Annotated in this window: 19 protein-coding genes; 4 read left to right on the top strand and 15 right to left on the bottom strand. The window is 57.3% G+C overall.

Annotated features, from left to right (window positions below; translation table 11 throughout):
- Positions 1–102 precede the first annotated feature (102 nt).
- A complete protein-coding gene (locus E4K65_RS33590) occupies positions 103–726 on the top strand; it encodes a transglutaminase-like cysteine peptidase (RefSeq protein ID WP_135177783.1) in 624 nt (207 codons plus the stop codon).
- Here the strand turns inward: E4K65_RS33590 and E4K65_RS33585 are convergent.
- From E4K65_RS33585 to E4K65_RS33575, 3 genes are all read right to left on the bottom strand, one after another.
- Positions 718–2025, bottom strand: coding sequence for a hypothetical protein (locus tag E4K65_RS33585; RefSeq protein WP_135177782.1), 1308 nt, complete (start codon positions 2023–2025; stop codon positions 718–720). The genes E4K65_RS33590 and E4K65_RS33585 overlap by 9 nt on opposite strands.
- Positions 2026–2177: 152 nt before the next feature.
- Entirely contained in the window at positions 2178–2492 is a 315-nt protein-coding gene (locus E4K65_RS33580) for a hypothetical protein (RefSeq protein ID WP_135177781.1), read from the bottom strand.
- A 74-nt stretch (positions 2493–2566) separates the two neighbouring features.
- Positions 2567–3166, bottom strand: coding sequence for a hypothetical protein (locus E4K65_RS33575; protein ID WP_135177780.1), 600 nt, complete (start codon positions 3164–3166; stop codon positions 2567–2569).
- A 234-nt stretch (positions 3167–3400) separates the two neighbouring features.
- On the opposite strand from E4K65_RS33575, the gene E4K65_RS33570 reads away from it, so the two are divergent.
- Both E4K65_RS33570 and E4K65_RS33565 read left to right on the top strand, forming a co-directional pair.
- Positions 3401–4861 (top strand): undecaprenyl-phosphate glucose phosphotransferase, encoded by a 1461-nt coding sequence (locus tag E4K65_RS33570; RefSeq protein ID WP_167771360.1) that lies wholly within the window; start codon positions 3401–3403, stop codon positions 4859–4861.
- A 147-nt stretch (positions 4862–5008) separates the two neighbouring features.
- Complete coding sequence (locus E4K65_RS33565; protein ID WP_235885818.1) at positions 5009–6193, top strand: polysaccharide biosynthesis/export family protein; 1185 nt, start codon at positions 5009–5011, stop codon at positions 6191–6193.
- A gap of 343 nt (positions 6194–6536) precedes the next feature.
- Here the strand turns inward: E4K65_RS33565 and E4K65_RS33560 are convergent, their stop codons facing one another.
- The 12 genes from E4K65_RS33560 to E4K65_RS33505 form a co-directional block, all read right to left on the bottom strand.
- Complete coding sequence (locus E4K65_RS33560; RefSeq protein WP_135177778.1) at positions 6537–7280, bottom strand: hypothetical protein; 744 nt, start codon at positions 7278–7280, stop codon at positions 6537–6539.
- 10 nt (positions 7281–7290) lie between these two features.
- Positions 7291–9696 (bottom strand): polysaccharide biosynthesis tyrosine autokinase, encoded by a 2406-nt coding sequence (locus E4K65_RS33555; RefSeq protein WP_135177777.1) that lies wholly within the window; start codon positions 9694–9696, stop codon positions 7291–7293.
- A gap of 106 nt (positions 9697–9802) precedes the next feature.
- On the bottom strand, positions 9803–10483 hold the full coding sequence (locus tag E4K65_RS33550) for a hypothetical protein (protein WP_135177776.1): 681 nt from the start codon (positions 10481–10483) through the stop codon (positions 9803–9805).
- 67 nt (positions 10484–10550) lie between these two features.
- Complete coding sequence (locus E4K65_RS33545) at positions 10551–12023, bottom strand: O-antigen ligase family protein (RefSeq protein ID WP_167771359.1); 1473 nt, start codon at positions 12021–12023, stop codon at positions 10551–10553.
- A complete protein-coding gene (locus E4K65_RS33540; protein ID WP_135177774.1) occupies positions 12023–13006 on the bottom strand; it encodes an NAD-dependent epimerase/dehydratase family protein in 984 nt (327 codons plus the stop codon). Before E4K65_RS33540 ends, E4K65_RS33545 begins: the two co-directional genes overlap by 1 nt.
- A 4-nt stretch (positions 13007–13010) precedes the next feature.
- A complete protein-coding gene (locus tag E4K65_RS33535) occupies positions 13011–14081 on the bottom strand; it encodes an ABC transporter substrate-binding protein (RefSeq protein WP_135177773.1) in 1071 nt (356 codons plus the stop codon).
- A 93-nt stretch (positions 14082–14174) separates the two neighbouring features.
- The gene (locus E4K65_RS33530; protein ID WP_135177772.1) at positions 14175–14627 is read right to left on the bottom strand and encodes a hypothetical protein; all 453 of its coding nucleotides are present in this window, start codon (positions 14625–14627) and stop codon (positions 14175–14177) included.
- Positions 14624–15100: a VOC family protein gene (locus E4K65_RS33525; protein WP_135177771.1), complete on the bottom strand. Its 477-nt coding sequence runs from the start codon at positions 15098–15100 to the stop codon at positions 14624–14626. Before E4K65_RS33525 ends, E4K65_RS33530 begins: the two co-directional genes overlap by 4 nt.
- A gap of 9 nt (positions 15101–15109) precedes the next feature.
- The gene (locus tag E4K65_RS33520) at positions 15110–15349 is read right to left on the bottom strand and encodes an acyl carrier protein (protein WP_135177770.1); all 240 of its coding nucleotides are present in this window, start codon (positions 15347–15349) and stop codon (positions 15110–15112) included.
- A 49-nt stretch (positions 15350–15398) separates the two neighbouring features.
- On the bottom strand, positions 15399–16532 hold the full coding sequence (locus tag E4K65_RS33515) for a hypothetical protein (RefSeq protein WP_135177769.1): 1134 nt from the start codon (positions 16530–16532) through the stop codon (positions 15399–15401).
- A gap of 1 nt (position 16533) precedes the next feature.
- Positions 16534–17973 carry an MBOAT family O-acyltransferase gene (locus tag E4K65_RS33510; RefSeq protein ID WP_135177768.1) on the bottom strand — a complete coding sequence of 480 codons (1440 nt, stop codon included), beginning with the start codon at positions 17971–17973 and terminating at the stop codon, positions 16534–16536.
- Positions 17974–18017: 44 nt separating this feature from the next.
- The gene (locus E4K65_RS33505) at positions 18018–19937 is read right to left on the bottom strand and encodes an HAD-IIIC family phosphatase (RefSeq protein ID WP_135177767.1); all 1920 of its coding nucleotides are present in this window, start codon (positions 19935–19937) and stop codon (positions 18018–18020) included.
- Between the two features lie 187 nt (positions 19938–20124).
- Between E4K65_RS33505 and E4K65_RS33500 the strand changes: the two genes are divergently transcribed.
- A complete protein-coding gene (locus tag E4K65_RS33500; RefSeq protein ID WP_135177766.1) occupies positions 20125–21225 on the top strand; it encodes a glycosyltransferase family 2 protein in 1101 nt (366 codons plus the stop codon).
- Positions 21226–21236 lie beyond the last annotated feature (11 nt).

Raw genomic sequence — 21236 nt, 5'->3', positions numbered from 1 at the left:
AAGTTCTGCTTGGCTTTTGAGTCCATTTAGCGGGCGAAATGCCGCAGAATTTCAAACTCTTGAGGGTAGCTTCCTAGCCAATAAGCATGCGGGGAGTAACCAATGCGTAAAATCACAACTTTGGCCCTGGGGGTTATCGCGGCCGGTCTCACTTGGTTCGAGCCGGTCCATGCGAGACTTCTGGGAATGCCGATGGGGCTTCAATCCGCAATCCAGCGAATTAAGCTCGAGACTCCTACCCTTCCGCCAATGGCGTATACGCAATTTTGCCTGCGGTATCGGGACGAGTGCCGCACACGGCCGATGTTTCGGGGCGGGCCGGTTCGGCTGACCGAGGATCGATGGGGGGATCTGAAGGAAGTCAATCAGATGGTTAACCGGGAGATCGCCCCGGAGAGAAATGAGCTCGGCTTGGCCGGCGAGCAATGGGTGATCAATCCAGCGCGGGGCGATTGCAACGACTATGCGGTCAGCAAGCGGCATGAATTGCTGGCGCGTGGCTGGCCGGCCCGGGCCCTACTGTTGAGCGAGGTTGTTGTGAATTCCGGCGAGCATCACCTCATTCTCGTTGTCCGTACCACGAGTGGAGATTTGGTGCTCGATAACATGACCTCGCAGATCAAGCCGTGGTCGCGCGTCCCCTATCGTTGGGTGCGCATGCAGATGCCCAACTCAAAGCTCTGGACGACGATCGCAAGCAGCAGGGTCTGGGTTGCCTCAGATTGAGCTGGTTCGTCCTGTGCTCTGCGCCAGGCCTAGGCCGATCACCGCGGCTAGCATGATCTCGGCCGTCGGGTTCAACATGCTTGCGTCGGTAAAGCTGTCGCAAAGGGCGACAACCACGATAGCGGCCGTTGCGGACGCGAAGAATGAGTCTCGTCCGCGCCCGACGGCGCCGCGCAAGGCGAATAAGAAAAGCTGAAGCGTAAACCCTGCGAGAATTGGCATGGCCACGCGTCCCCATTCGATGGCAACCAAAACTGCCGTCGAAGGGGCGGCCACTGCGCTACCAACACCATAATCTTGATAAATCCGCGCGACCCGTGTGAACGTACCGACGCCACTTCCAGTCCAGGAGGTGTCGGACATGGCGCGCCGCGCCACGGCGAGAGATGCTTGATCGTCGGATCTAACAAAGCCCAGGAGATCAACGAAAGGAGTGGATCGTGCCAGGGGTACCGTTGCCACGGCTGCCATTGCGATCAGGACTGCTGCCAAGATTGCGGATGGCCAGGGCCGGAATCCAAGGCGGCGGACGGTTAAAACGAAAAGCATGATCGCAAACCCAAGTCCGGTCAGCCCAAGCAGCATTCCCTGTCCGAGCGCGGCAAAGGAAGCAAGGGAAACAACGATTCCGGTGATGCCGAGGGACATGCGCAACAGCACAGGAGTGCTTAGAGGTAAGACGGCGCCAGCGCGGTTTGAATGTCGCTCTATTGCCATGGCAATCGTTGCACTGTTTCCGAGTGCCGCAATGACAGCAGCCATAGCAAAGGAATGGCTATTTGACTGACCGATGTCAGGCACGGCTGTCGCGAGGAACTCGATTTGATCAGCCAAGCTCTCAAGCGCAATGAATGTCGCCGCGCCCGTCAATGTAAGCAGAAGGGTTTCTGCCCTTTCTCGATCTCTGGCGATCAGGATCGTCGAGATGATCAATGATAGCACGGCCAAATACCAGGTCAGGCTCCGCAAGGTGCTTCCGGGATCGATGCTGATTCGGCTGGCCAAAGTGGAGTCATTTAGAGCGACCGCTGCGGTGGGCCAGATTGGACTGGTAAGCGATGCAATTGGAAGCGGGACAATCTGAATCATCATCCAGACGATGGGGAAGAGCGCTGCCCAAGCAAATCTGCGGAGCGTCGCAGCCGCAATGATATCCGCCGGGCTCGCCGCAATAGCGACGGACGCCAGCATGATCGCGGCGACCAAATACAGGGCATGCTGGACGAAGATATAGCTAATGAATGGTGCGGCTGGAGTTGCGACTAACAGCGCGATCAGAAGGAAAAAGGCGATCGACAATTGAAGACTTCAAAATAGTGAGGGGGAGGGCGAGCCGGCGACGATCCGCAGATCGATTTACTATCGCACGGGGGATCAACGCCGCCAAACGCCTTTTTGGCGGCACCTTGAGCCAGTCGGCTGCATCTGAAGACGCAAAACCTGCAGGCCATTTACCGTCCGGTGTGGTCGGCTGACGTTCGTCTGTAGAGCGCTGCTACGGATGCCTTGCGAGAAAGCGTTTGCTTCCGCGGATAACGGGCCAGCAACGTGGTCTGTGCCAACAGGCCGAAGGCATAGCCGGTTTGGGGGACGAAACCCATCAGAAACCCGCATCCGCACGCGACGGCTAGTCCTGCACCAAGCGATAGCTGGGTCAGGAACGTGACAACGACCGCGATCAGGCTGAAAGGCACCAAAATCCACACGCGAAAACGCCAAGCCAGGACCGCGCCGGCGAGAAATAGAAATATGGCAACCGGGGTCATTGTGTGTCTCCGGCGCCACCATTCCACCTGCTTTCCTAAGGAACCGTGAACTGGTTCCCGAACAAGGCGCCTCCTCATCGTGCAGGACAGCTCTCGGTTAGCATTTGGTAAGCGGCAGCAATTCCGCCGATCGGGACCGTTCCGCGGATCGAAGCGGATTTTCCCTCAATTTCGACAGAGAGCTCGTTTGCCTGCTGCCAATCACGGGTTACGAACTCCGCAGCGTTGCGAGGTAACAACAGAGCTTGGCCTGCCTGCACGACGGATGCATCAAACACCTCAATTCGGCCGTTCCCGGACGTCAGGGTGACCTTCGGCTCGCCGCGCGACATCCGCTCCAGGATGATTAGAAGGACTTCGATGCCTTGACGGCCACATTGGAGGCTGAGGCCCGCGAGCCCAATGTCGGACCTCTTCGCATCAGCAACGTGCATAATAGAGACCGCATCTGGTCCGCCTGAAGGGTCCTTGGTTTTGACCAGCTGCCACCCCCCATCGAGTAGGATAATGTTGCTGCCGCTGCCGACCTGTTTAGAGACTTCGCTGTCGCATTCTTGCTGCCGAGCAGCTCCGACCCCGGTAACGCACCCCCGCGTTCCGGAGTTGGTCTGCGATCGTGCGTCGGGAATTGAAACCAGCGCGATGATTGCGAGGACGCAATAGAGATTCTTCATCGAAACTCAGACTGACGTTGCAAACCGTGACTTGACTCCCTGCTCACCTTTTTGGCACTAGCGGGCTCCATTCAAATTTGAATTAATGCACCGCATTATTTTATTGCAATGCAGCATTACCGATGATCTGCTGGTGAGTGGCAGGTTCAATTAAGCGTTGGCATTGTCAAGGAGGCGATTTTGTTCCCTCAAACCTCAGCCGACGGTCACCGGGCGCCGGACGAGCCGGCGTCATTGGAGGGTCCAATCGACAATGCGCCGTTAATTGAAGATCGGCAAGATCGTCGCGTCGGCGTCAAAATCCCCTACTCCGCTCTTGCGCATCTGGTCGCGTCGTTTGACGCCGCGGTGATCCTGTTCGCGAGCGTGGTTGGGACTGAACTTTACCAAATTCTTGCCAATAGCGGCCTTGATCACCTTGAGCCAATGTTCGGAATTGGCCCTGTTGCGGCATTGCTTTATGTGCTGATTGGCTACTCGACCGGGTTGTACGATGTTCGTGCCGCGCTTGCAAAGAAGCAAAGGGATGCGGGTCGGATCTTCGCACAATGGACCCTGGTTATTCTTTTGCTTACGTCGTTGGCGTTCTTGATGAAGAGCGGTGCCGTCTACTCCCGCGGCTCTGTCATCTGTTTCAGTCTGCTTGCGCCTCTTCTGCTGGTCGGTTGTCGGCGGTTTGCCAAGCGCATCGTGGCCGGTGTGGTGGCTGACGGGCAGGTCGAGGGCCAGCGTGCCGTTTTGCTGGGCACAAGCGAGGAACTGGCCGCACTTGGTCTCGCAGAATTGCTGGAAAAATTTGGCTTAACCGAAGTCGAGCGCGTGGCGTTCCCGGCCGGACGAGGCGGGTTTGCGATGAGTGCGGGCGAGGCCGCCACGCTAGAGCACGCGATCGCGGTTGCACGCATTCGAGGGGCCGAAGCAATCGTTTTGGCATTTCCTTGGAGCGATACCCGCAAAGTCGAACTCGTGCGCGATGGGCTTAGGATCTCGCCGCTTCCGGTTCGATTGTTGCCGGACCGGCGAATCCGCTCGCTGGCAGGAAATCCCTCGTTCAGATTGCAGAACTCGCTTTCGGTGGAAATTCAGCGGGGACCGCTGTCGCGGGCGGAACAGGCATCCAAGCGCCTGCTCGATGTCGTCGGAGCCTTGGTCGGGCTGGTCGTGTTCGCTCCCTTGATGATTCTGAGCGCGATCGTCGTCAAGCTGGACTCACCTGGACCGGTCTTCTTTCGGCAGAAACGCAACGGCTTCAACGCGAAGGAGTTTTCCATCTTCAAGTTCAGGACGATGACCGTCATGGAGGATGGTGCCACGGTTGTCCAGGCCAAGCGGTTTGATCCGCGGTGCACCAGGTTTGGACGCCTCCTCCGTCGAAGCAGCATCGATGAGGTTCCCCAACTCATTAATGTCCTGATGGGGGACATGTCGCTGGTGGGGCCGAGGCCGCATGCGCTGGCGCATGATAGCCACTATGGCAGATTGCTGTCGGAATATGCGTTCCGGCACCATGTCAAACCGGGCATTACCGGCTGGGCCCAAGTCAAGGGCTATCGAGGCGAGACCGCCCTCGTGGAGCAAATGAAGGGACGCATCGATTGCGACCTCTGGTATATTAACAACTGGAGCCTCGCGCTGGACTTCAAGGTTCTCTTGCTCACCTGTCTGGAACTTACAAACCGCCGGAATGCGTATTGAGCCTGTGTGCCGAAGTGGCCTTGCGCCCTGTAACTGCAATGCAACAACTTCCGGGTTTCGTCGTCGCGACGGGCCTTTTCAGCCCTCTATTCGTTGACTCACTTGAGGAATTCACTGAGTTTGCGGGCTGATAAATTGGGGACTTGGGTGTTGTTGAAACGGGGCTTCGTTCTGGTGAGTGTGTATACCGCGGTCCTGCTCAGTTCGGCGGGGTGCGCGATTATGCCGATGTCGGGTCCTGAGGACCACGTCATCAAGAGCGAGCAGACGGTCAACGGCCCTGACTACGGGCTGGTGAAGCTAACCCCCACCGTCGTCGACATCGTCAGGGAATACGGTCCTGGGGCCATTGCTGGGTCCTTCCCGGACAATCGTCCGCCGCCCTCCATCAAATTCGGCATCGGCGACGTCGTATCAGTATCGATCTTCGAAGCGGCCGCAGGCGGCCTCTTCATTCCGGCCGAGGCTGGCGTTCGCCCGGGTAACTTTGTTTCGCTGCCCAACCAAAATGTCGATTCTGCCGGATTCATCACGGTTCCGTATGCGGGTGCGATCAAGGCGAATGGCCGTACGCCAAGCGAGATTCAGCAGGACATCGTCAAGGCGATCGGGAATCGTGCCATCGAACCGCAGGTGGTGGTGTCGCTGATCACCCAAAATACGTCGCTGATCAGTGTCCTCGGGGAGGTCAACACTCCGACGCGTCTCACCGCAAACGCGGCCGGCGAGCGCATCCTGGACGTGATCTCCCGGGCCGGCGGTCCGAAGGGGCAGGGATGGGAAACCTGGGTGACGCTTGAGCGTCACGGAAAGCGCGCAACGGTTCCCTTTGGAGCCCTGGTTTACACCCCGGCGAACAACGTTTGGGTGCATCCCGGCGATACGATCTACGTCTATCGCGAACCGCAGATCTTCCTGGCCTTTGGCGCGTCGGGATCACAGGGCCAGTTCCCGTTCGATATGTGGAAAATCAACATGGCCCAGGCCATGGCCAAGGCCGGAGGCCTGCTGGACGCTCAGGCCGAGCCCAGTGGTGTCTATGTCTACCGCCGGGAGCCGCGTGAGCTCGCGGAGCGGCTGGGAGTGGATTGTTCCAAGTTCGTCGGTCCCACCGTGCCGATCGTCTACAACGCGGATTTCAGGGATCCGGCCGCCTACTTCCTTGCGACCAAATTTGACATGCGGGACAAGGACGTGCTCTTCGCGGCCAATGCGGCGACGGTTGATACGGCCAAATTCCTACAGTTCGTTCGTGTCGTGATCGCGACTGCTAACGATACGATCGTTACGGCGAATAACGCCCAGATCCTCAAGCTCAACTTGCGGCAATAGTGAGCCCCGCGCCACGTACCATTTACGTGGCGCTTTGGCTGGCAAATATCCGCAAGCGAACTTGTTGCGGTTGACAGGGGGCAGGTCACGCCTCAAGCCAGCAGTTGCTGGGTAACCCGACTGGCTGCGCGTCTATACTGGTTACCTACGATCGCATAGGTCCACGCGAACTCGCTTCTTTGCGGCTCCGTTTCTCCGGCTCCGTCCAAACGTCCAACAGCTGCAACGTCCCAGTCGCATTCTTCGTCAGGCTGCCGCTCTGTCAAAATTTCTTAGTTGAGGGAGTGGCCGAGTTTTTATTGGCGCCTGAAATCGGCACAGATCAGGCACGGTTCGAGCGCCGCTAGTATCGCCAAGGCCTGAACTCGCGGGGCTCCACGCCCGGAATATCGGCGATCAGCCCTTCACCCCTCAGTGCGCGGTCTAGTTGAAGGCGAAAATCCAGTCTTACTGTTGCAAGGCCGGCCAAGAGCACATCGTGGTGTCTCCATCCGGCCCCTTTCAGCACCTTGACCGCGTCGCGGATCAAGCCCGTTCGGACCATGGCGACAAATTCCTTGCGGGCACTCTCCTGCAGGTCAGCTGGAAGCACGTCATAGATTGCCTGCACATATGGGCTGCGCAAAGCAATCCAGCCCTCATACGGCGCAAGGCGATACGACATCCGCAATTCGTCGAGATGCTCGCTGACCTGGCCGCCCTGATTGATCGCGCTCCAATACTCAATGAACCATAAGAGCCCATCGGTCGGGACGCAGCCTAGGGCTCTTCTTACAGACGAGCGAAGCGAGCTTAGGCGCTCATTCGCAAGGCGCGCATCAAGGGAGCTTACAGCCATCTCATAGAGACGCAGGCGGATAATCGCCGCTGCCCTGATTTCGCGAGGGTTACAGGTTGCCCGATTTTCGGCGGCAGCCAATGCAGTTTCGGCAATCGAATTCCGCTCAAACACCGTCCCGGAGAGAACCGCGTTGGCAATGTTGTCCAGCTGCACGTCCTGAGCTGGACCCAAAAAAAACATTACGGCCCAGCCTGCTGAAACTAGGGCGATCAGTACGAGGATTGATCTGCCAACGGCATTGGCCATTCGCTACCGGTTAGTCCACGTACCCGTATCGCGAGTAATATCGATTGCGGTAATAGCCTCCGCTGTGCGTATCGTAACGGCTCATGGCGGCGACGTTCACCTTGTTGAGAACCGCGCCCATAAGGCGCTCACGGACCATTGGGGTTTCTTGGATGACACGCTCGACGACGTCGACCTTCGATTTCGCCCATTCAATAACCAAAATGTACGAGTCGGCCAACGTACCTGTCGCGCGCACGTCGATAACCGGCGCTAACGGACTGAGGTCCAGGATGATGCGGTCATATTGCTCGCGCAGATCCTGAAAGAACTTTTGCATTTGCGCGGAGGCCAACAGGTCGCTCGAGTTCGAGAACCGTGATGCTACCACGCACGGCAGGAAGTGTAGATTGGTCTGCGGATCGACCCAGAGCGCGTCCTTTAAGCCTACCTTCCCGAACACGACCTCGATGAGACCAACGTCAGCCGAACGACCAAGACGGTGGGTTAGACTTGGATTACGAATGTCGCCATCAATGAGAAGGGTGCGCAGTCCGCTCTGCGCCGTGGTTTGAGCCAAAGCCTCGCTCACCGTCGATTTCCCTTCGTTGGGAAGAGCTGAAGTGATCGCGACGACCTTATGAGGTGAGCCGTAGTTGCTCAGATCGGTCGCCAATTTGATCGAACGGAACGCTTCCGCGAACCGCGAAAATGGCGAATTGATCGCGAAGCGCCCAACGCTGTCGTCGATTCTAAGCTGACGATCGCCCGGGCGGGTCCCATGAGCCGGTCCCGCCTCCATGGTCCAGCTCGGCTGACCCGTGGCAACGGTCGGGCGAGAGCCCGGCATCCTCCAATCGCGCGCGAACGGCAACCATCCCTTGAGGCGGCTCAGCGAGCCATTTGCGCCCTGGTCTGCTCCGAAACCAACGATCGGGACAGAGGCGAGACAATTGGTCTGGATCAGTCTTTCGACCTGATGGACGGTTCGGAATACGCGGTCGAGCATTTCAAGGAAGATCGCAACCATACCTGCGAGAATGCCGCCACCGACGATACCCGCCAAGAGAACCAAGGCCGTCTTGGGGGAAGTCTTCGGCGAAGATAGCTCAGAGGCCTGAGTGATGACCCTCGCCTCCGTCATCGGGAAGGATTGCTGCTGCACCGAGACCATGTAGAGCTGCAGGAAATTATCCGACAAGGCGCGGGCACTTTGCGCGTTGCTTTCCAAATCCCTCAACACGATCTGCGCTTGGCTCGTATCATTTGATACGGCGATCGTATCGTTGAGGCTCTTCTGGCTCGCTGCCTCGCGAGCGTTAGCGATCGCAAGGTCGCTCTTGTAGGCTTCAGCGGTCCGGCGAAGCTCATCTAGGATGGAATGCCGGATCTCGCGCATCTGATTGCGCAAATTCACCACAGCAAGGTGGGTTGGGCCGTATCGGTTGGACCAGTCGGACGCCTTAGCTGCGTAATCAAGATAAGTTCCGCGCAGTTTCGTAATGACCGGATTGGCCATTGAATCATTGACGGTTGCCAAATCATTCAAAATGACCTGAGAGTCGCTCTCATCGGCATTGAGAATTGCGGTGATCCGCTGCAGCTTGGCTTCGGCCTCCGCGCGCTTTCCGCGAGCCTCTGTCAGTCCGCTGTTAATCTCAGCGAGTTGTTGCTCAGTCAGCAGGCGCCCGCCGGCGTCCACGATATTATTCTTGGCCTTATAATCGGCCACCGCGCGTTCGGCAGAGGACGCCTGAGCACGAAGCTCCTTCAAACGATCTTGGAGCCAAACCGCGGCGCGGCGCGAGGCCTGGTATTTTGATTCCAAGGTATCGGTAATGTAGTTCTCTGCGACTGCATTTGCTATTCGAGACGCCAGATCACGCGAGAGTGATTGGTATGATATTTCGATGACGTAACTTTGGGCGACGCGCTTGATGGTCAGCCCGCTTACAATCCGCCCGATCGCCGTTCGCATGAGTTCGTTATCGGAGGGCTTCTCTTCCGGGAAGAGGCTTGCGAAGAGCTGGGTTACTCCGCTTAACAAACCCGCGTCCTCGCGCATAAACTGCGGAGAATCCAAGAGCCGCAAATCCTTGATGACCGCCGAGGCAATGGTCTCTGATTTCAAGACCTCGACCTGGCTATCAACCATGGCGGTGTCGATCGGAATGTCTCCTGACGCTCCGACCTGCGTTTGCAGCCCCTGCATCTTGCGGCTATCCATCAGAAGGACGGCGGTGCCGGTGTAGCGCTTGGGTGCGGTCAACAAGTAAACCCCCGCCATGCCAAGGCACAACAGCACCGTGATGATCATCACCGGGTATTGCCGACTGATCAGGCCAAGGGCTACAGAAACGGTGTGCTCAAACGACGCCGTGTCGTCGCTTTGGATTTGCGTCGAGGCATGAGCATTTGGGATTCGTGTTTGAAGCATCCGGCCGGTCTATCCTGACTGATATTCGTCGCGGCTACTCAAAATCAAAGCGACCGCATCCGAACGCCGAAAAATTCGGATGGATCGTTGGAGGAAGGCCAAAAGCTCAGCACGAACCTGATACGGTACAGACGATCGCCGTGGTCGTTCCGCCCGCTGAGCCCGCCCCGCTAACGCTTGAACTGAAATAATTTGTCGGATTGTTGGACACGCTGTTGGCGACAAAAGTTTGAAAGGACGAGCCGGTAGCCGATGTTCCGCCCGTCGCTGACGTTTGGCCGCCCACGCCGCCCGAGGAACCGGTTGTGGCGCCTGAGAGAGCGACGCTTCGGGTTGGATCGTTTCCGGTAAGCGCCGCGTATTGCGCGTTGGCATCAGCCGATCCTGCGGCACCCAAGTCACCCTGGATCTCCAGGGAAAACGTCAAATCGGTCGTCTTGCAGACGTTCGCCGCCTTTCCGAGGCCGGTGCCAATGGCCTTCTGCAGCGCGGAACTCGAAGGCCCCTTGTTTTCCAGATCCTTCAAAATGGCCAGCACCGCAGGAAGCGCCTGAGGATAGGACGCCACGAAGGTTTGTACATCGGCGGCTACGTCATCTGGGCTACGAGGTCCATTGGGTCCTTCGAGCAACGAGGACGGATTAGTGGTAAAGGCAGCTGCCTTCTGGGCGGTATCAGGATCGTTCACGCAAGCGGCGAACGCGCCTTTGGGCAGACAGAACGCAAACGCACAAAACATGGCCGAAAACATCAGCTTTGACGACAACCGGCGTCCCGTAATGCTCATAATTCCAGCCTCTTCCGACCTGCTAATTTGGTGTTTTTAAAAGAATATTAGGCAAATGTACAGCCGCTCAGGACCTATTGAAAGGATGGGTTAACGCGTTGGCTCTACTCGAAAATGATTGAGCCATGCCCATGCCCAAAATGGGGCAGATTGCCAGAGCAAAGCCCGGAACTTGCAGCGGAAAATCAACCTGCGAATGAAGGATCGCCAATAGGCCAATCCAAAAGGCCGCGGTCGGGAGGATCGCGTCACGGTTACGCCCCAACATTCCTCGGACCAGGACGACCAAGGAAACGAGCCAACCGATCCCCAAGAAAAGGGCGAAGGGAATGCCCATTTCGGCGGCCGCTTCGAGCGTCGAATTATGCGCCTGATCCCAGACCCCATATGACGCAATGTCGCCGCTTCGATATTCTGGAAAGACCCAGCGAAAGGTGCCCAGGCCAGAACCGAGCCAGGGAAAGTCTCTGATTATTTCCATCGTCGATGCGTAGGCCTGCCAGCGACCCGAATCAAAGAATCCTTGCACGCCGAACCTTCGGTTGACCATGGGCGCGAGGATCGAAATGACGCCGACAATCAGAAGCATGGCCGCAATCGGAAAAATCCAGAGCAGCCCCCGTTTCTGCAGCCCCCGGCGAAAGTAGGTTCCAAGCGCACCGGCCAGGCACAGCAGCGCTAGGACCGAGCCCGCGCGCGATCCCGTCAGCATCGTTGTGGAGAGCATTGCAAAGCATGCCAGCAGACCAAGAGTTCTTAGCGGCGAGAAGGTGTGCAGGCGAGACCTGACCCACTCGCGCCACGGAAGCGGCGGTTCGCTGGGGCGATCTCCTCCCATTGCAGCGAAGACAAGAACCCATCCAATGGTTGCGGCCCCGAAATAGCAAGCTGCAACATTCGGATTGATGAAGGTTGCAGTGAGCGAACCCAAATAGTTGTACTTCCGGTGCCATAGCAAATAGTCCGGCCAGAAACTATGGGCGATCAGTCCATAGATAGCATAGGCCAAGGTCGAGCCCAAAAATGACACCAGCAACAAGCGGGCGGTGTGCCGGTTGCGGCCAACTAGATACCCGCACAGCATGGACAGGAGGCAAGCGATCTGCGATCCGGCCGAGAAGAAGGGCTGATTGAGGGCTACAGAAATCGAGCCGCTCAATTGCTCGCCCAGGACTGCGGAAGTCTGCCCCCAAATTGGGGCCGCCAGTCGGCGAGATAGCAGCGACGTTTCACTCAATTGCTCGCTGACGACGAATACCCAAGATAACGAGATCGCGGCGAATCCGCACAGGAAAGCAAGGTCTCGCGAGCCAATCTCCTGCGGGACCGTCAGCAAAAGCACCCCGGAAAGCAACAACACCCAAACCGCGATAATTCGCATATCCATGGATGCGAAGGGAAGCGGTGCCAAGGCAATCAGGGTACAGAGACCCGATGCTGCGAGCATCGCTGGATAACTAGGCTTCTCTTCATCGCCGATTGTACGAACATCCGCTCTGCTCTTGATCAAGGATTGTTGATCGCGACCAAGTAACGACATCAATCGAAGTCCCTTAGAGCCGACTCGCGCTTCCATTCGACAAGCGAGCTCTCCAGATCGTACGAAAATTTGAAGCCGCTTTCGACAAGTCGTTTAGGCAGAATGTTCGTCGAGAACCATAGCTTCCTTACGCGGTCCCGATTGATGCCCGTCTTGAGGCCAGCCGAATGCAGGGCTTCAAAGGGAAGTACGGCGAGATTCATGAACCAGATTGGAATGGTCAGCCGCGGTTTTCTGTAGGCAGCGACGCACGAGAACGCAGCGCAGATTTCGCTGATTGTATATCTGCGCTCAAAAGAGAAATTATAGATGGACACACCGTCATGCTGGTTCGACATGTGCATCATGGACGAGACGAGATCTTTTACGTAGCCGCACGATTTGATCGTGTCTGTCCGCCCCGGATAGACAAAGGAGTTCCTTTTCAGCAGCCGCGAAAGCCTGGTGAAGTTTCCCCGCTCGTGAAGTCCGTAGATGACGGCGGGGCGAACGATCGTGAGCCTCCGATCAAGGGCTTCGGATTGCCAGAGCAGATGGATTTTCTCGGCTGCGAGCTTTGAGCGCCCGTAAGCGCTCACGGGCGCGGGCGTGGCCTCTTCATCAAGGGCTGCTTCGCTTGGTCCGTAGATCGAGATGGAACTTGTGAAGACTATGTTGCTGCAGCCAATCGCGTTGGCGAATCTGCAGACGTTCACGGCTCCAAGAACGTTCGTATAATAGTAATCACCGTCCGGGTGCCCCGGGGTAACATGGATCGCAGCGAGGTTGAAAATGTCGGTGGGGCTCCCGTCCGAAATGCCGGAATCGATGGTCTGCCGCACATCATGGTGCAGGTATTCGACGCCGGCTACATTGGCCCTGGGCTGGCCGATGTCGACCGATACGACGCGCTTATACCTTTGCGATGCCACGAGGCATGTTGCCAGATGGGTTCCAATAAAACCTGCGCCGCCAAAAATGATAGCTTGAGTAGCGTTAGACATCTGATCAGGGCTCATCGCGACTTAGGTTATTCGCCTCGCTACGATAGGCCTCTTTCAGAATGTCGTAGTTGACCGCGCGGGTCAGATCGACCGGTTCTTGTAGGAGACGTCGCTGCAAAAGCTGTGCATGAAGCACGTGAATGCGCCTCTCGTCCAGCTCACCAAACCTTGTCCCATAGGGTCGCAAGAAACCACGCTGCGCATCCATGAGTCGAGCAATCAACGGCCGCGAAAGAGGCGTATCAATAGAGTTGGCGATGATGGGGATTGTTCGCTCGTAGTCGGCGTATGCAGCGTTCCAGCCCGCAGCGGTCGCGATGACGAATTTCTCGAGACTGCGCCGCTTACCGAGGGTGCGCTCTTGAACAAAGTAGACTGGTCCTGCTGCGCGCACGCCATAGGAGGCGGGACTTAGCGTCTTGTACCCTATGTTCCTCCGCGCCAACTCCTGACCTTCAATGTCGAGGCGACCAAGAAGCACGTCTATTCTCCGGTCCAGCAGATCCTGCAAAGGGTCCTCACTTTCGATTGGGAGGAGCTTGCTTTGTGCCAGGGAGTTCTTCGCGACAAACTCGTAGAGAACGACAGAAAGCTCGGGTCCCCTCTTGTACCCTATTCGCTTTCCCTCCAGATCCGATGGCCGCAGCAGCGTGGTGTCGGGCAGGGTAAAAAACTCGACTGGACTCGCCGCATAGCATCCGGCGAAGGCGACTATTGCGAGCCCTTCCGATCGCGCTTTGAGGAACGCCGCAGCCGATGCGATCCCAATGGTATTCTCGTCGACCGCAACTGCACCTATTGCGTCAGCGTCTCCCGAGCCGGCCACCACGCGCACGCTAAGCCCTGCCCGCGTGAACAGACCGTCAGAGGCGGCCAGAATCGTTCCGCCCGACGCGGGCGATATGGCGCGATTGAGTTGGAGGGTATACTCCGCGGCCGGAAGCTCTCCCCCTTGGCTCGGGGAGGAAGTCAGCGACATGAAAATGAACGCGGCCAATACGCAGGCAAGACTAAACCCGGCAACGCCGCGCGACGTGAAACGAGCCGTATAGGCTTTGGGTCGAACTCTCTTCATCAGTGTGCCCGTGCTCGGGGACCCGAGCCAGTGGATATCGCGCGCCACGTCTTAGGCATGCAGGCGAGCCTGAGCGCTGCGGCTGCAAGAAGTTCAGTATAGCTCACGATATTCATATCTGAAGGAAGTTGAGCCGGCCCCAACGCCCAACGTTCTCTGTAACCTCTCATATCCCCCCAAAGGTACATTAATGCAATCGTTGCTGCCGGCATAGCAGACTCGGACTTTGATCGACTGGCCGCATATGTTGTTGATGATAACGATCTGATCAATGATTCTGGGGTTGACGATTTGCGCGCGCGTCATGGGGTGGACCGTGATGCAGGCTCGGCCATCCGGCGTCTTGTGTGGCGGCGCGTACGTTCCGGTCATTCCCTGAAAGGCATTGGGAGGTTGCGAAGCAACTCCCGTGCCACCGGAAACGGGCGCGGTCGTTCTTCCGAGTTGAGCTTGAGCCGATCTGCCGGAGATCGCCAGCGCGATCAGCAGTGCTCCGAAAACAACGCTGGCTTGCGTTGGAATTCTTCGAATGGTCTTGCTTGTCATCGACTGTCCATGCGCCGGACATTTACGGTCCCAGGCGAGCCAGTATGCAAAATCTCGATGAGACCGAAACCTGAAATATGGTGAAACGAAACGTGCTGGCCACCGAACAAAATGGCTGGCGTGGGGGGGCTAACCGTTAGGATCTCCATGCCAGCGGCCGAAAGGGCGGTAAGCGCCGCGTCAGCGTCGGCACATGCGTAGCATAAATGGTAGATCATCGTGCCTGTTTTCTTGATCAGCCTGTCGATCGGAGAGGGGCCATCACCAGGCCAAATCACCTCAACGTCAGGCATCATCGGATGGTGGCGCATGGCAAGGTTGACCCGCTGGAGTGGGTCAAACGCCGAATTCCCCGCGCGATAGCCAAGCGACGCCAGATACCGAAATGCGTCATCCGGAGAGGCGACAGCCAAGCCGAAATGATGAAAGGCGAGGTTAGCCAAGGCCGGAGCAATCTCGCTGGATTCCGACAACTCGGTCTCTCAGCTCTTCTTCTGGATCAGTTCGACGAACTCGCCAACGTTCTTCAATCCGCCGATCTCAGATGCGGAGAACTTCACGCCAAAGGATTTCGAGACCGCCAGAACGAGACGAATGTGAGACAAGCTATCCCAGCCGTCAACGTCATCGGCCGTGGTTGCCGCTGTCAGGGCGAGGTCGTCCTCATCGAGCACGTCGCGGAAGACAGATGTGAGCTTCGCGTAGATTTGAGCTTGATCCATAGTGAATATCCTTAACGTCGATGTTCGCGCATTGACCGTTGGTGACTATTCAATGATCGGACGAGGCTGCCGTAGCCTGTTCGGGAGCTCTCGATGAGACCTTTGGCTTGTTAGTCTTCTCCTGACAGGCAAAAGAACTCAAGATGCCAGCCAATCTTTCCGACCAGATGTTGGCCAAGTGTCGCTTTGCATGCACCTCGTCAGAGTAATCCAAATTTCCGTCAAGATCGCCCATCGATATTGAGATGAAATTTGATCGTTCCTTGAACTGCCCGGACAATTCCTGAAGCTTTTGTTCGTAGCCGAGCTGATACGGACTTGCGTCGCGGTGCCACGACGGGATCGGAAGATCGACGAGTACGACCCGCTCTCCCGAATCAAGTAACGACGCAACCGTGCTGCTCAGCAGGTTGAACTGCGTCTCGGAAATCCCACTCTTGAACCCCATGCTTTCCTGCCAATATTCCAGGGCCTTTTTCTTGTCCTGTTCCGACATCACCGCAGCCTCACGTTCAACCTCGGTCCGTTGTGCGGACCGGCGCCCGGTCAGGAGCAGATTGACGCCCGTTCTGGCTTCGCGTGCAGCCTTCTCGACAAGGAGAAGCGGGCGAATTGCCATGACGCCGGCATCCAGCCACTTGGAAGGTAGGACCGCGACGGGGCCATTGGCGGTCCGGCGGTAGAAGCCGTATCGGTACTTCTCAATATCGAGGTCGGATTCTCCGCGATTCCGATCGGGATCAGCAAATCTGATGTCGGAATCCGCAAACATCCCATACCAGACGCCAATGACGAACGTATTGGGCGCAGCACTGGGCCTGCTCTGCGTCTCACGCACAAGATCGATGACCTGAGCAACCTCCGATATGTTTGCGCCGCCCATCGCGAGATTGCTAACCTTGGCGCACGCCAGTTTCGGCTGGATGAGCTTCTGGATGAAGCCGACGGCCGTGTTGGAGGCTCCTACGATAAGCACCTTGCTGTCCGGCGTGTCGAGCACGCTGCGCCCGAGGAACACGTACTTCGGCACTGTCATGAACAGTGTGCGCTCTGCCACCTGAAAGTCGCGAGGCCCTCCGTGCGAAGGGTCTGGGAACACCAGGTAGGACAGGCCGCCAATCAGAACATAGAGCAACGCGAATGATGCAAAGGTCAGCGCGGTCTGTCGAAGGATATATCTCAACTTAGAACGCCTTGTAGACGAAGTCGGGAGACTTATGGAGCAACGCGGTGACCGCGACGATGACCATCATCTGGCTCGCCAGCGTCAGGTTTCGGCCGACAAGGCTGTCGCGCGCGGTTGCCAGAAAGGCTGGCGCGGCCAGGCGGGGGGCGACCCGATCAGCCAGCCACCAGAACAGTCCAAACGCAAACGCAATCCCGGCAAACGCAGCCGACATCCCGGCAGGGCCAAGCCGGCCAATCAAACGCGTGAAATCGGACAATTCAGGCGTCCACAGGCATGTCAAGGCCAACACGAAATAGCTGATTGTGACGCCGCGCGCAAAATAGACGTAGCCCAAGGTCTCGGTCATCGTCCTGTAGCGCTTCTTTCCAAGGCGTTCCGCGCAGGCGACCTGCCATAGCTTGTTGATGCTAGCGCCAGCCCCCATCAGCAATCCGTAGACGACGAACACGGCCGTGGTCCCGTGCCAAACGCCCATCACGAGAAACGTGACGAAAAAAGCGAAAACGCCAAGATAGGCCGTGAGCGCGGGCGCAGGAAAACAAGACATCAGGAGCATGACGAGCGGATTAAACAGATAGAACTTGAACCACTGTGAGAGCGTCATGTGCCAACGCTGCCAAAACTCGAGGAAGCTGCGGGCAGAGAAAGGTCTGTCGAAGTTTTCCGGCAGGGTCTGACCGAGTAGCACCCCGCTGGCGAGAACTATGTCCATGTATCCGGAGAAATTATAGTACAGATACACGGTGTAGAGCGAAGCGGCGGCAGCATAGAGCATGCACAGCCTCGCGAACGACGGGTCGCCAGCCTGAAATAGCTGCGGCTTCAGGAACGAGAACGCGTACTCTGCCACAGCGGCGATGATCACAAATTTCGCGTAGCCGGCAACCACTCTGGAAAAGGCCCGGAATACGGCGTCTGCGTCGAGCTTGACAACGGCGATCCCATCTGCGGCGCGAAAGTCCTGATAGCGCTGGATCGGACCGGACACAAAGCACAGAAAATTGCACGTGTAGCGGAAGAATGCGGTCGGCCCGATTCGCTCTTCGAGGTCCCCCGAATGGACATCGACCATTATGTGCAGGATTCGGAACAGGATATAGGACAGCCCGATCGTCAAATATGGAAAGGGGAGACGACCGAGATCATCGAAGAAGGAAAACCGCTTCAGGAAGACATAGCAGGCCAGAACGCCAAGGACCGCGAGACCCAGCGCAAGCGAAGACTTCCAGACGGAAAGAATCGAAACGCATGCATAGCCCAAGAGCAGAAAAGCAAGCAGGGGCAGGATCTGGATGTAGTCGGTGAGGTAACTGGCGATGAAGATTGCATTGCCGAATCCGAGCACCAACCTGCGATACGGAACGGACTCGCTGATGTGATAGGCGAGAATGACTCCGGCCAGGAAAGCGAAAAACAGTGGAGATGTGAGGCTCATCGACGATCAGCTCGGGCGTAAAGGCTTGCGGGAAAAGGATTGGCTTAAGCAGGCTGCAGCTGCAGTTGTTCACGCTCCACAGTCATCGGCAGGTCGCCGAGTTCTGCATCGGTTTTCAGCTCCCATCGGCTGCTGCCGTCGGAAGCGGTTTCTATCCGCGTAAATCCAAGCTTTCCATAATGTTCGGCGACCATCTCGTTTCGCTCGGTTGGAACGTAAAGGCCTTCCAGGGTCGAGATGCCTGCAGCGCGTGCACGGAACAAGATCTCAGCAAGCACCGCCTGTTCGACGCACCGTCCCAGCACTCGGCAGCTCATTAGCCAGGTGTCGATGGTCCAGGTGCCCGGGCGGGACGGGCGGCATATGACGACACAAATGATCCCGTTGTCGCCGAACTTATCAAGCAGCCGGACGTGCAGCGTCATCGCATCACCGTCGTGCTCGAGCTGTTCGATCTGGGGCTCGGTATAACGGCGAGTGGTCAGATTGAACTGGTTGCTCTTGTTGATCAGCTGTGTAACGCGCGACCTCGTCGTGCGATCGAAGGAGCCGAACACGATACGCATCTCCAGCGACCGCAGATAGGACTGAAGGTCCGAAGTCTGTCCCTGCAAATTCAAGCGGCGGGCGTTTGCCTGATACATGTCGGCCCGCGCGCGATCTTCATCGGAAAAGGCGATTGCCTCAAAATAGCCTGCTGCCGCGAGGGTGCGGGCGTAGCTGGCGGGATCGCTGTCCAGTTCGGGAACCGCCACTTCAGGGATTTCGCGCCGGATCAGGCCGCGCTCGACCGGATTGTCGTCGAGGAAAACGAAGGAATCCAGACCAAGCGCCAATTCCTTTGCGATCGCACGTATGTTGGTTGCCTTATCATCCCAGTTTGCCTGGAACACGGCGATGTGATCCTCCTTCAGGAGCATGTCCGGATGCTCCTTGAAGGGACGCCGTGCGATCGCATCCGTATTTTTCGAACTTACGGCCAGAACGACGCCACGTGCACGCAAGGCGAGGGCAAGCTGCTGGACCGACAAGAACGCTTCGCCTGTGGCGTCGCCTTGCGCGATCTGAATTCCTTCAAGTCCATCGTCACCGATGATGCCGCCCCAAACTGTGTTGTCGAGGTCGAGCACGAGGCATCGGCGACTCTTGCCGCGCATCGCTCCAATGATCCGGCAGATGTGATCTGCGTAGAGCGGAACGTAATCATCGGAAAATGGCAGTTTAGCCAAATTCCATTGTGCCGGGGAATGCCAGTTTGCAAGGCCAGCCGTTTCAGCAACGCCTGCAACGTCGAGGAGCAGATCATTTGACTGGAGGACCGCCTCGCACACCTTTTGGTTGAAGCGATCAACGAGGTTTCTGCTCGTTCCGCCCAGCGCGCGATCGAAGGATCCGAACAGCCCTTCCGGAGGAGCCGCAAGTGTCTGGACGATGCAGACAGCGCCGCTGTTGCGCGCAATCGCCGCACGAATGGTGTTGAGGAGGCCGATTGCGGCGTCGATGGTCTGAGCGGCAACCTGTTCGTTGCCAGGGCTGGGTTGAAGCGCAAGGCCTCTGTGATCGAGCGCAACCAGGACTGCATCTGGTCGGGATGTGTTGAGACGTGAGTCCGGCTGCAAGGCGTCCTGGAGGAATTGATCGTACGCACCGGTGATGCATTCGAGGGCAAAGCCGTGGCGCGCGGCCGTCGCAATCAGGACGGGGACCATGAGATCCAAGGTGCCGTTTCCGATCAGGCCAAGCCGAAATGGAGCCAACGGTTGCAGGGACCGTCCCTGCTCGCGGGCCGAGACAATCGCGCGTCCCAATCGCGAAAGCTGCCGCTCATCCAGCGCATGGGTCGCGAGAAACCGGATTTGGTCTCCCAACTCGGTCCCGGTCATCAAAAGGTCTTTGCAGCGAGAAGAGAAATCCTCGGGCGGTCTTGGAAGCCAAGACAGTTCCCGATACAGTTCAGCGGACATCGTCACTTCCAAGTCTACTTCGTAGATTTGTAGTTGTGCTAGCAAATCGCGTACCATGCCAGTTAGGTCAGATCCGTGAACACAATTAGACAGTTTCGTGGCACGGCTCTTCACCACACGCGACTCTCCTTCGCCTTGGTTGGGGTGTCCTTATCACAAGACAGCATGAAGGAAGCTGGCGTGGAAAATGGACCGACCAGAATGTTCGTCAGTCAGGATCGAAATGCCCCGGGACCCGAGTGAATTAGCTCTTTCTGTCGTCATCCCGAACTACAACTATGCAAAGTTTGTAGGCGCGGCGATCAGGAGTGCGTTAGGAATTCGATGGCCTAAGGTGGAAGTGGTCGTTGTCGACGATGGATCGACAGACAATTCGCTTGAGGTGATTGGAAAGTTTGCGGACAGAATTACGCTTATCGAACAGGCAAATGCCGGCCAAATGCCCTCGTGCGTGAATGGATTCCGCCGTTCTTCAGGCGACGTCGTCATCTTTCTGGATTCCGACGATGCGCTACATCCCGACGTAATGACCGAAATTGCGGCGGTTTGGTCTGAAAAAGCCAGCAAATTCCAGTTTCAAATGCGAACAATTGATGCAGATGGAGATGCAACGGGCAGTATTCTGCCACAGTATTTTGTAACCCCTACGCCTCAACAAATTCGTGAGTGGGCAATTACTGCGGGCGTCTACCCAACCCCGCCGGGGTCTGGCAATGCTTATCCACGCGAGGTCGTTGATCAAATTTTCAGTTTCAAGACCGACTTCGTGGACAGAGCGCCCGACAGCTATTTGGTGACGGCTGCCCCCGCGTTTGGTGATGTGATCACAATCCCCAAACCGCTCGTGGATTACCGCGTCCACGGCGCAAATCACGGTGCATTTTTGGAATTGGAAGACACCCGCTTCGCCCGAGAAGTGGATGTCACCCGGCGACGGATTGGGTATTTTCGCGAAATTGCCGCCAGTGTTGGGTTGTCTGTCGCCCCTGAGGCGTTGAACAGAAACATGCTGTTTCTTTGCCTGCGCGCTGCGTCATACGCATTGCGGCCCGACCGTCATCCGATCGCGAAGGACAGCGCAAGACGCATCATTGCTGACTTTCTCCGAGCCCTGTCCTATCCGCAGGGTTTTTCATACTCCCAGCGAATGTCGTTGTTATTCTGGACCATAGCGGTGGTGGCTGGCCCCAGGCAGCTTTCCCGCTCCCTCGTAAGTTGGCGCTACGCACCAACAAGCCGCCCCAGATTGATGAGGGTCGCCCTCAACGTTCTTAGGGTGGTGAGGTAGTGCGTTCCACG

It is taken from the genome of Bradyrhizobium niftali, from assembly GCF_004571025.1.
In the GTDB taxonomy this organism is placed as follows: Bacteria; Pseudomonadota; Alphaproteobacteria; order Rhizobiales; family Xanthobacteraceae; genus Bradyrhizobium; species Bradyrhizobium niftali.
This window is presented reverse-complemented; position numbering and strand designations above follow the sequence as displayed.

Coding starts and splice junctions, on each gene's coding strand:
- E4K65_RS33575 (WP_135177780.1), bottom strand. CDS start 3,166: ATGAAGAATCTCTATTGCGTCCTCGCAATCATCGCGCTGGTTTCAATT.
- E4K65_RS33500 (WP_135177766.1), top strand. CDS start 20,125: ATGGACCGACCAGAATGTTCGTCAGTCAGGATCGAAATGCCCCGGGAC.
- E4K65_RS33540 (WP_135177774.1), bottom strand. CDS start 13,006: ATGTCTAACGCTACTCAAGCTATCATTTTTGGCGGCGCAGGTTTTATT.
- E4K65_RS33545 (WP_167771359.1), bottom strand. CDS start 12,023: ATGTCGTTACTTGGTCGCGATCAACAATCCTTGATCAAGAGCAGAGCG.
- E4K65_RS33530 (WP_135177772.1), bottom strand. CDS start 14,627: ATGACAAGCAAGACCATTCGAAGAATTCCAACGCAAGCCAGCGTTGTT.
- E4K65_RS33580 (WP_135177781.1), bottom strand. CDS start 2,492: ATGACCCCGGTTGCCATATTTCTATTTCTCGCCGGCGCGGTCCTGGCT.
- E4K65_RS33505 (WP_135177767.1), bottom strand. CDS start 19,937: ATGTCCGCTGAACTGTATCGGGAACTGTCTTGGCTTCCAAGACCGCCC.
- E4K65_RS33555 (WP_135177777.1), bottom strand. CDS start 9,696: ATGCTTCAAACACGAATCCCAAATGCTCATGCCTCGACGCAAATCCAA.
- E4K65_RS33520 (WP_135177770.1), bottom strand. CDS start 15,349: ATGGATCAAGCTCAAATCTACGCGAAGCTCACATCTGTCTTCCGCGAC.
- E4K65_RS33510 (WP_135177768.1), bottom strand. CDS start 17,973: ATGAGCCTCACATCTCCACTGTTTTTCGCTTTCCTGGCCGGAGTCATT.
- E4K65_RS33535 (WP_135177773.1), bottom strand. CDS start 14,081: ATGAAGAGAGTTCGACCCAAAGCCTATACGGCTCGTTTCACGTCGCGC.
- E4K65_RS33560 (WP_135177778.1), bottom strand. CDS start 7,280: ATGGCCAATGCCGTTGGCAGATCAATCCTCGTACTGATCGCCCTAGTT.
- E4K65_RS33550 (WP_135177776.1), bottom strand. CDS start 10,483: ATGAGCATTACGGGACGCCGGTTGTCGTCAAAGCTGATGTTTTCGGCC.
- E4K65_RS33590 (WP_135177783.1), top strand. CDS start 103: ATGCGTAAAATCACAACTTTGGCCCTGGGGGTTATCGCGGCCGGTCTC.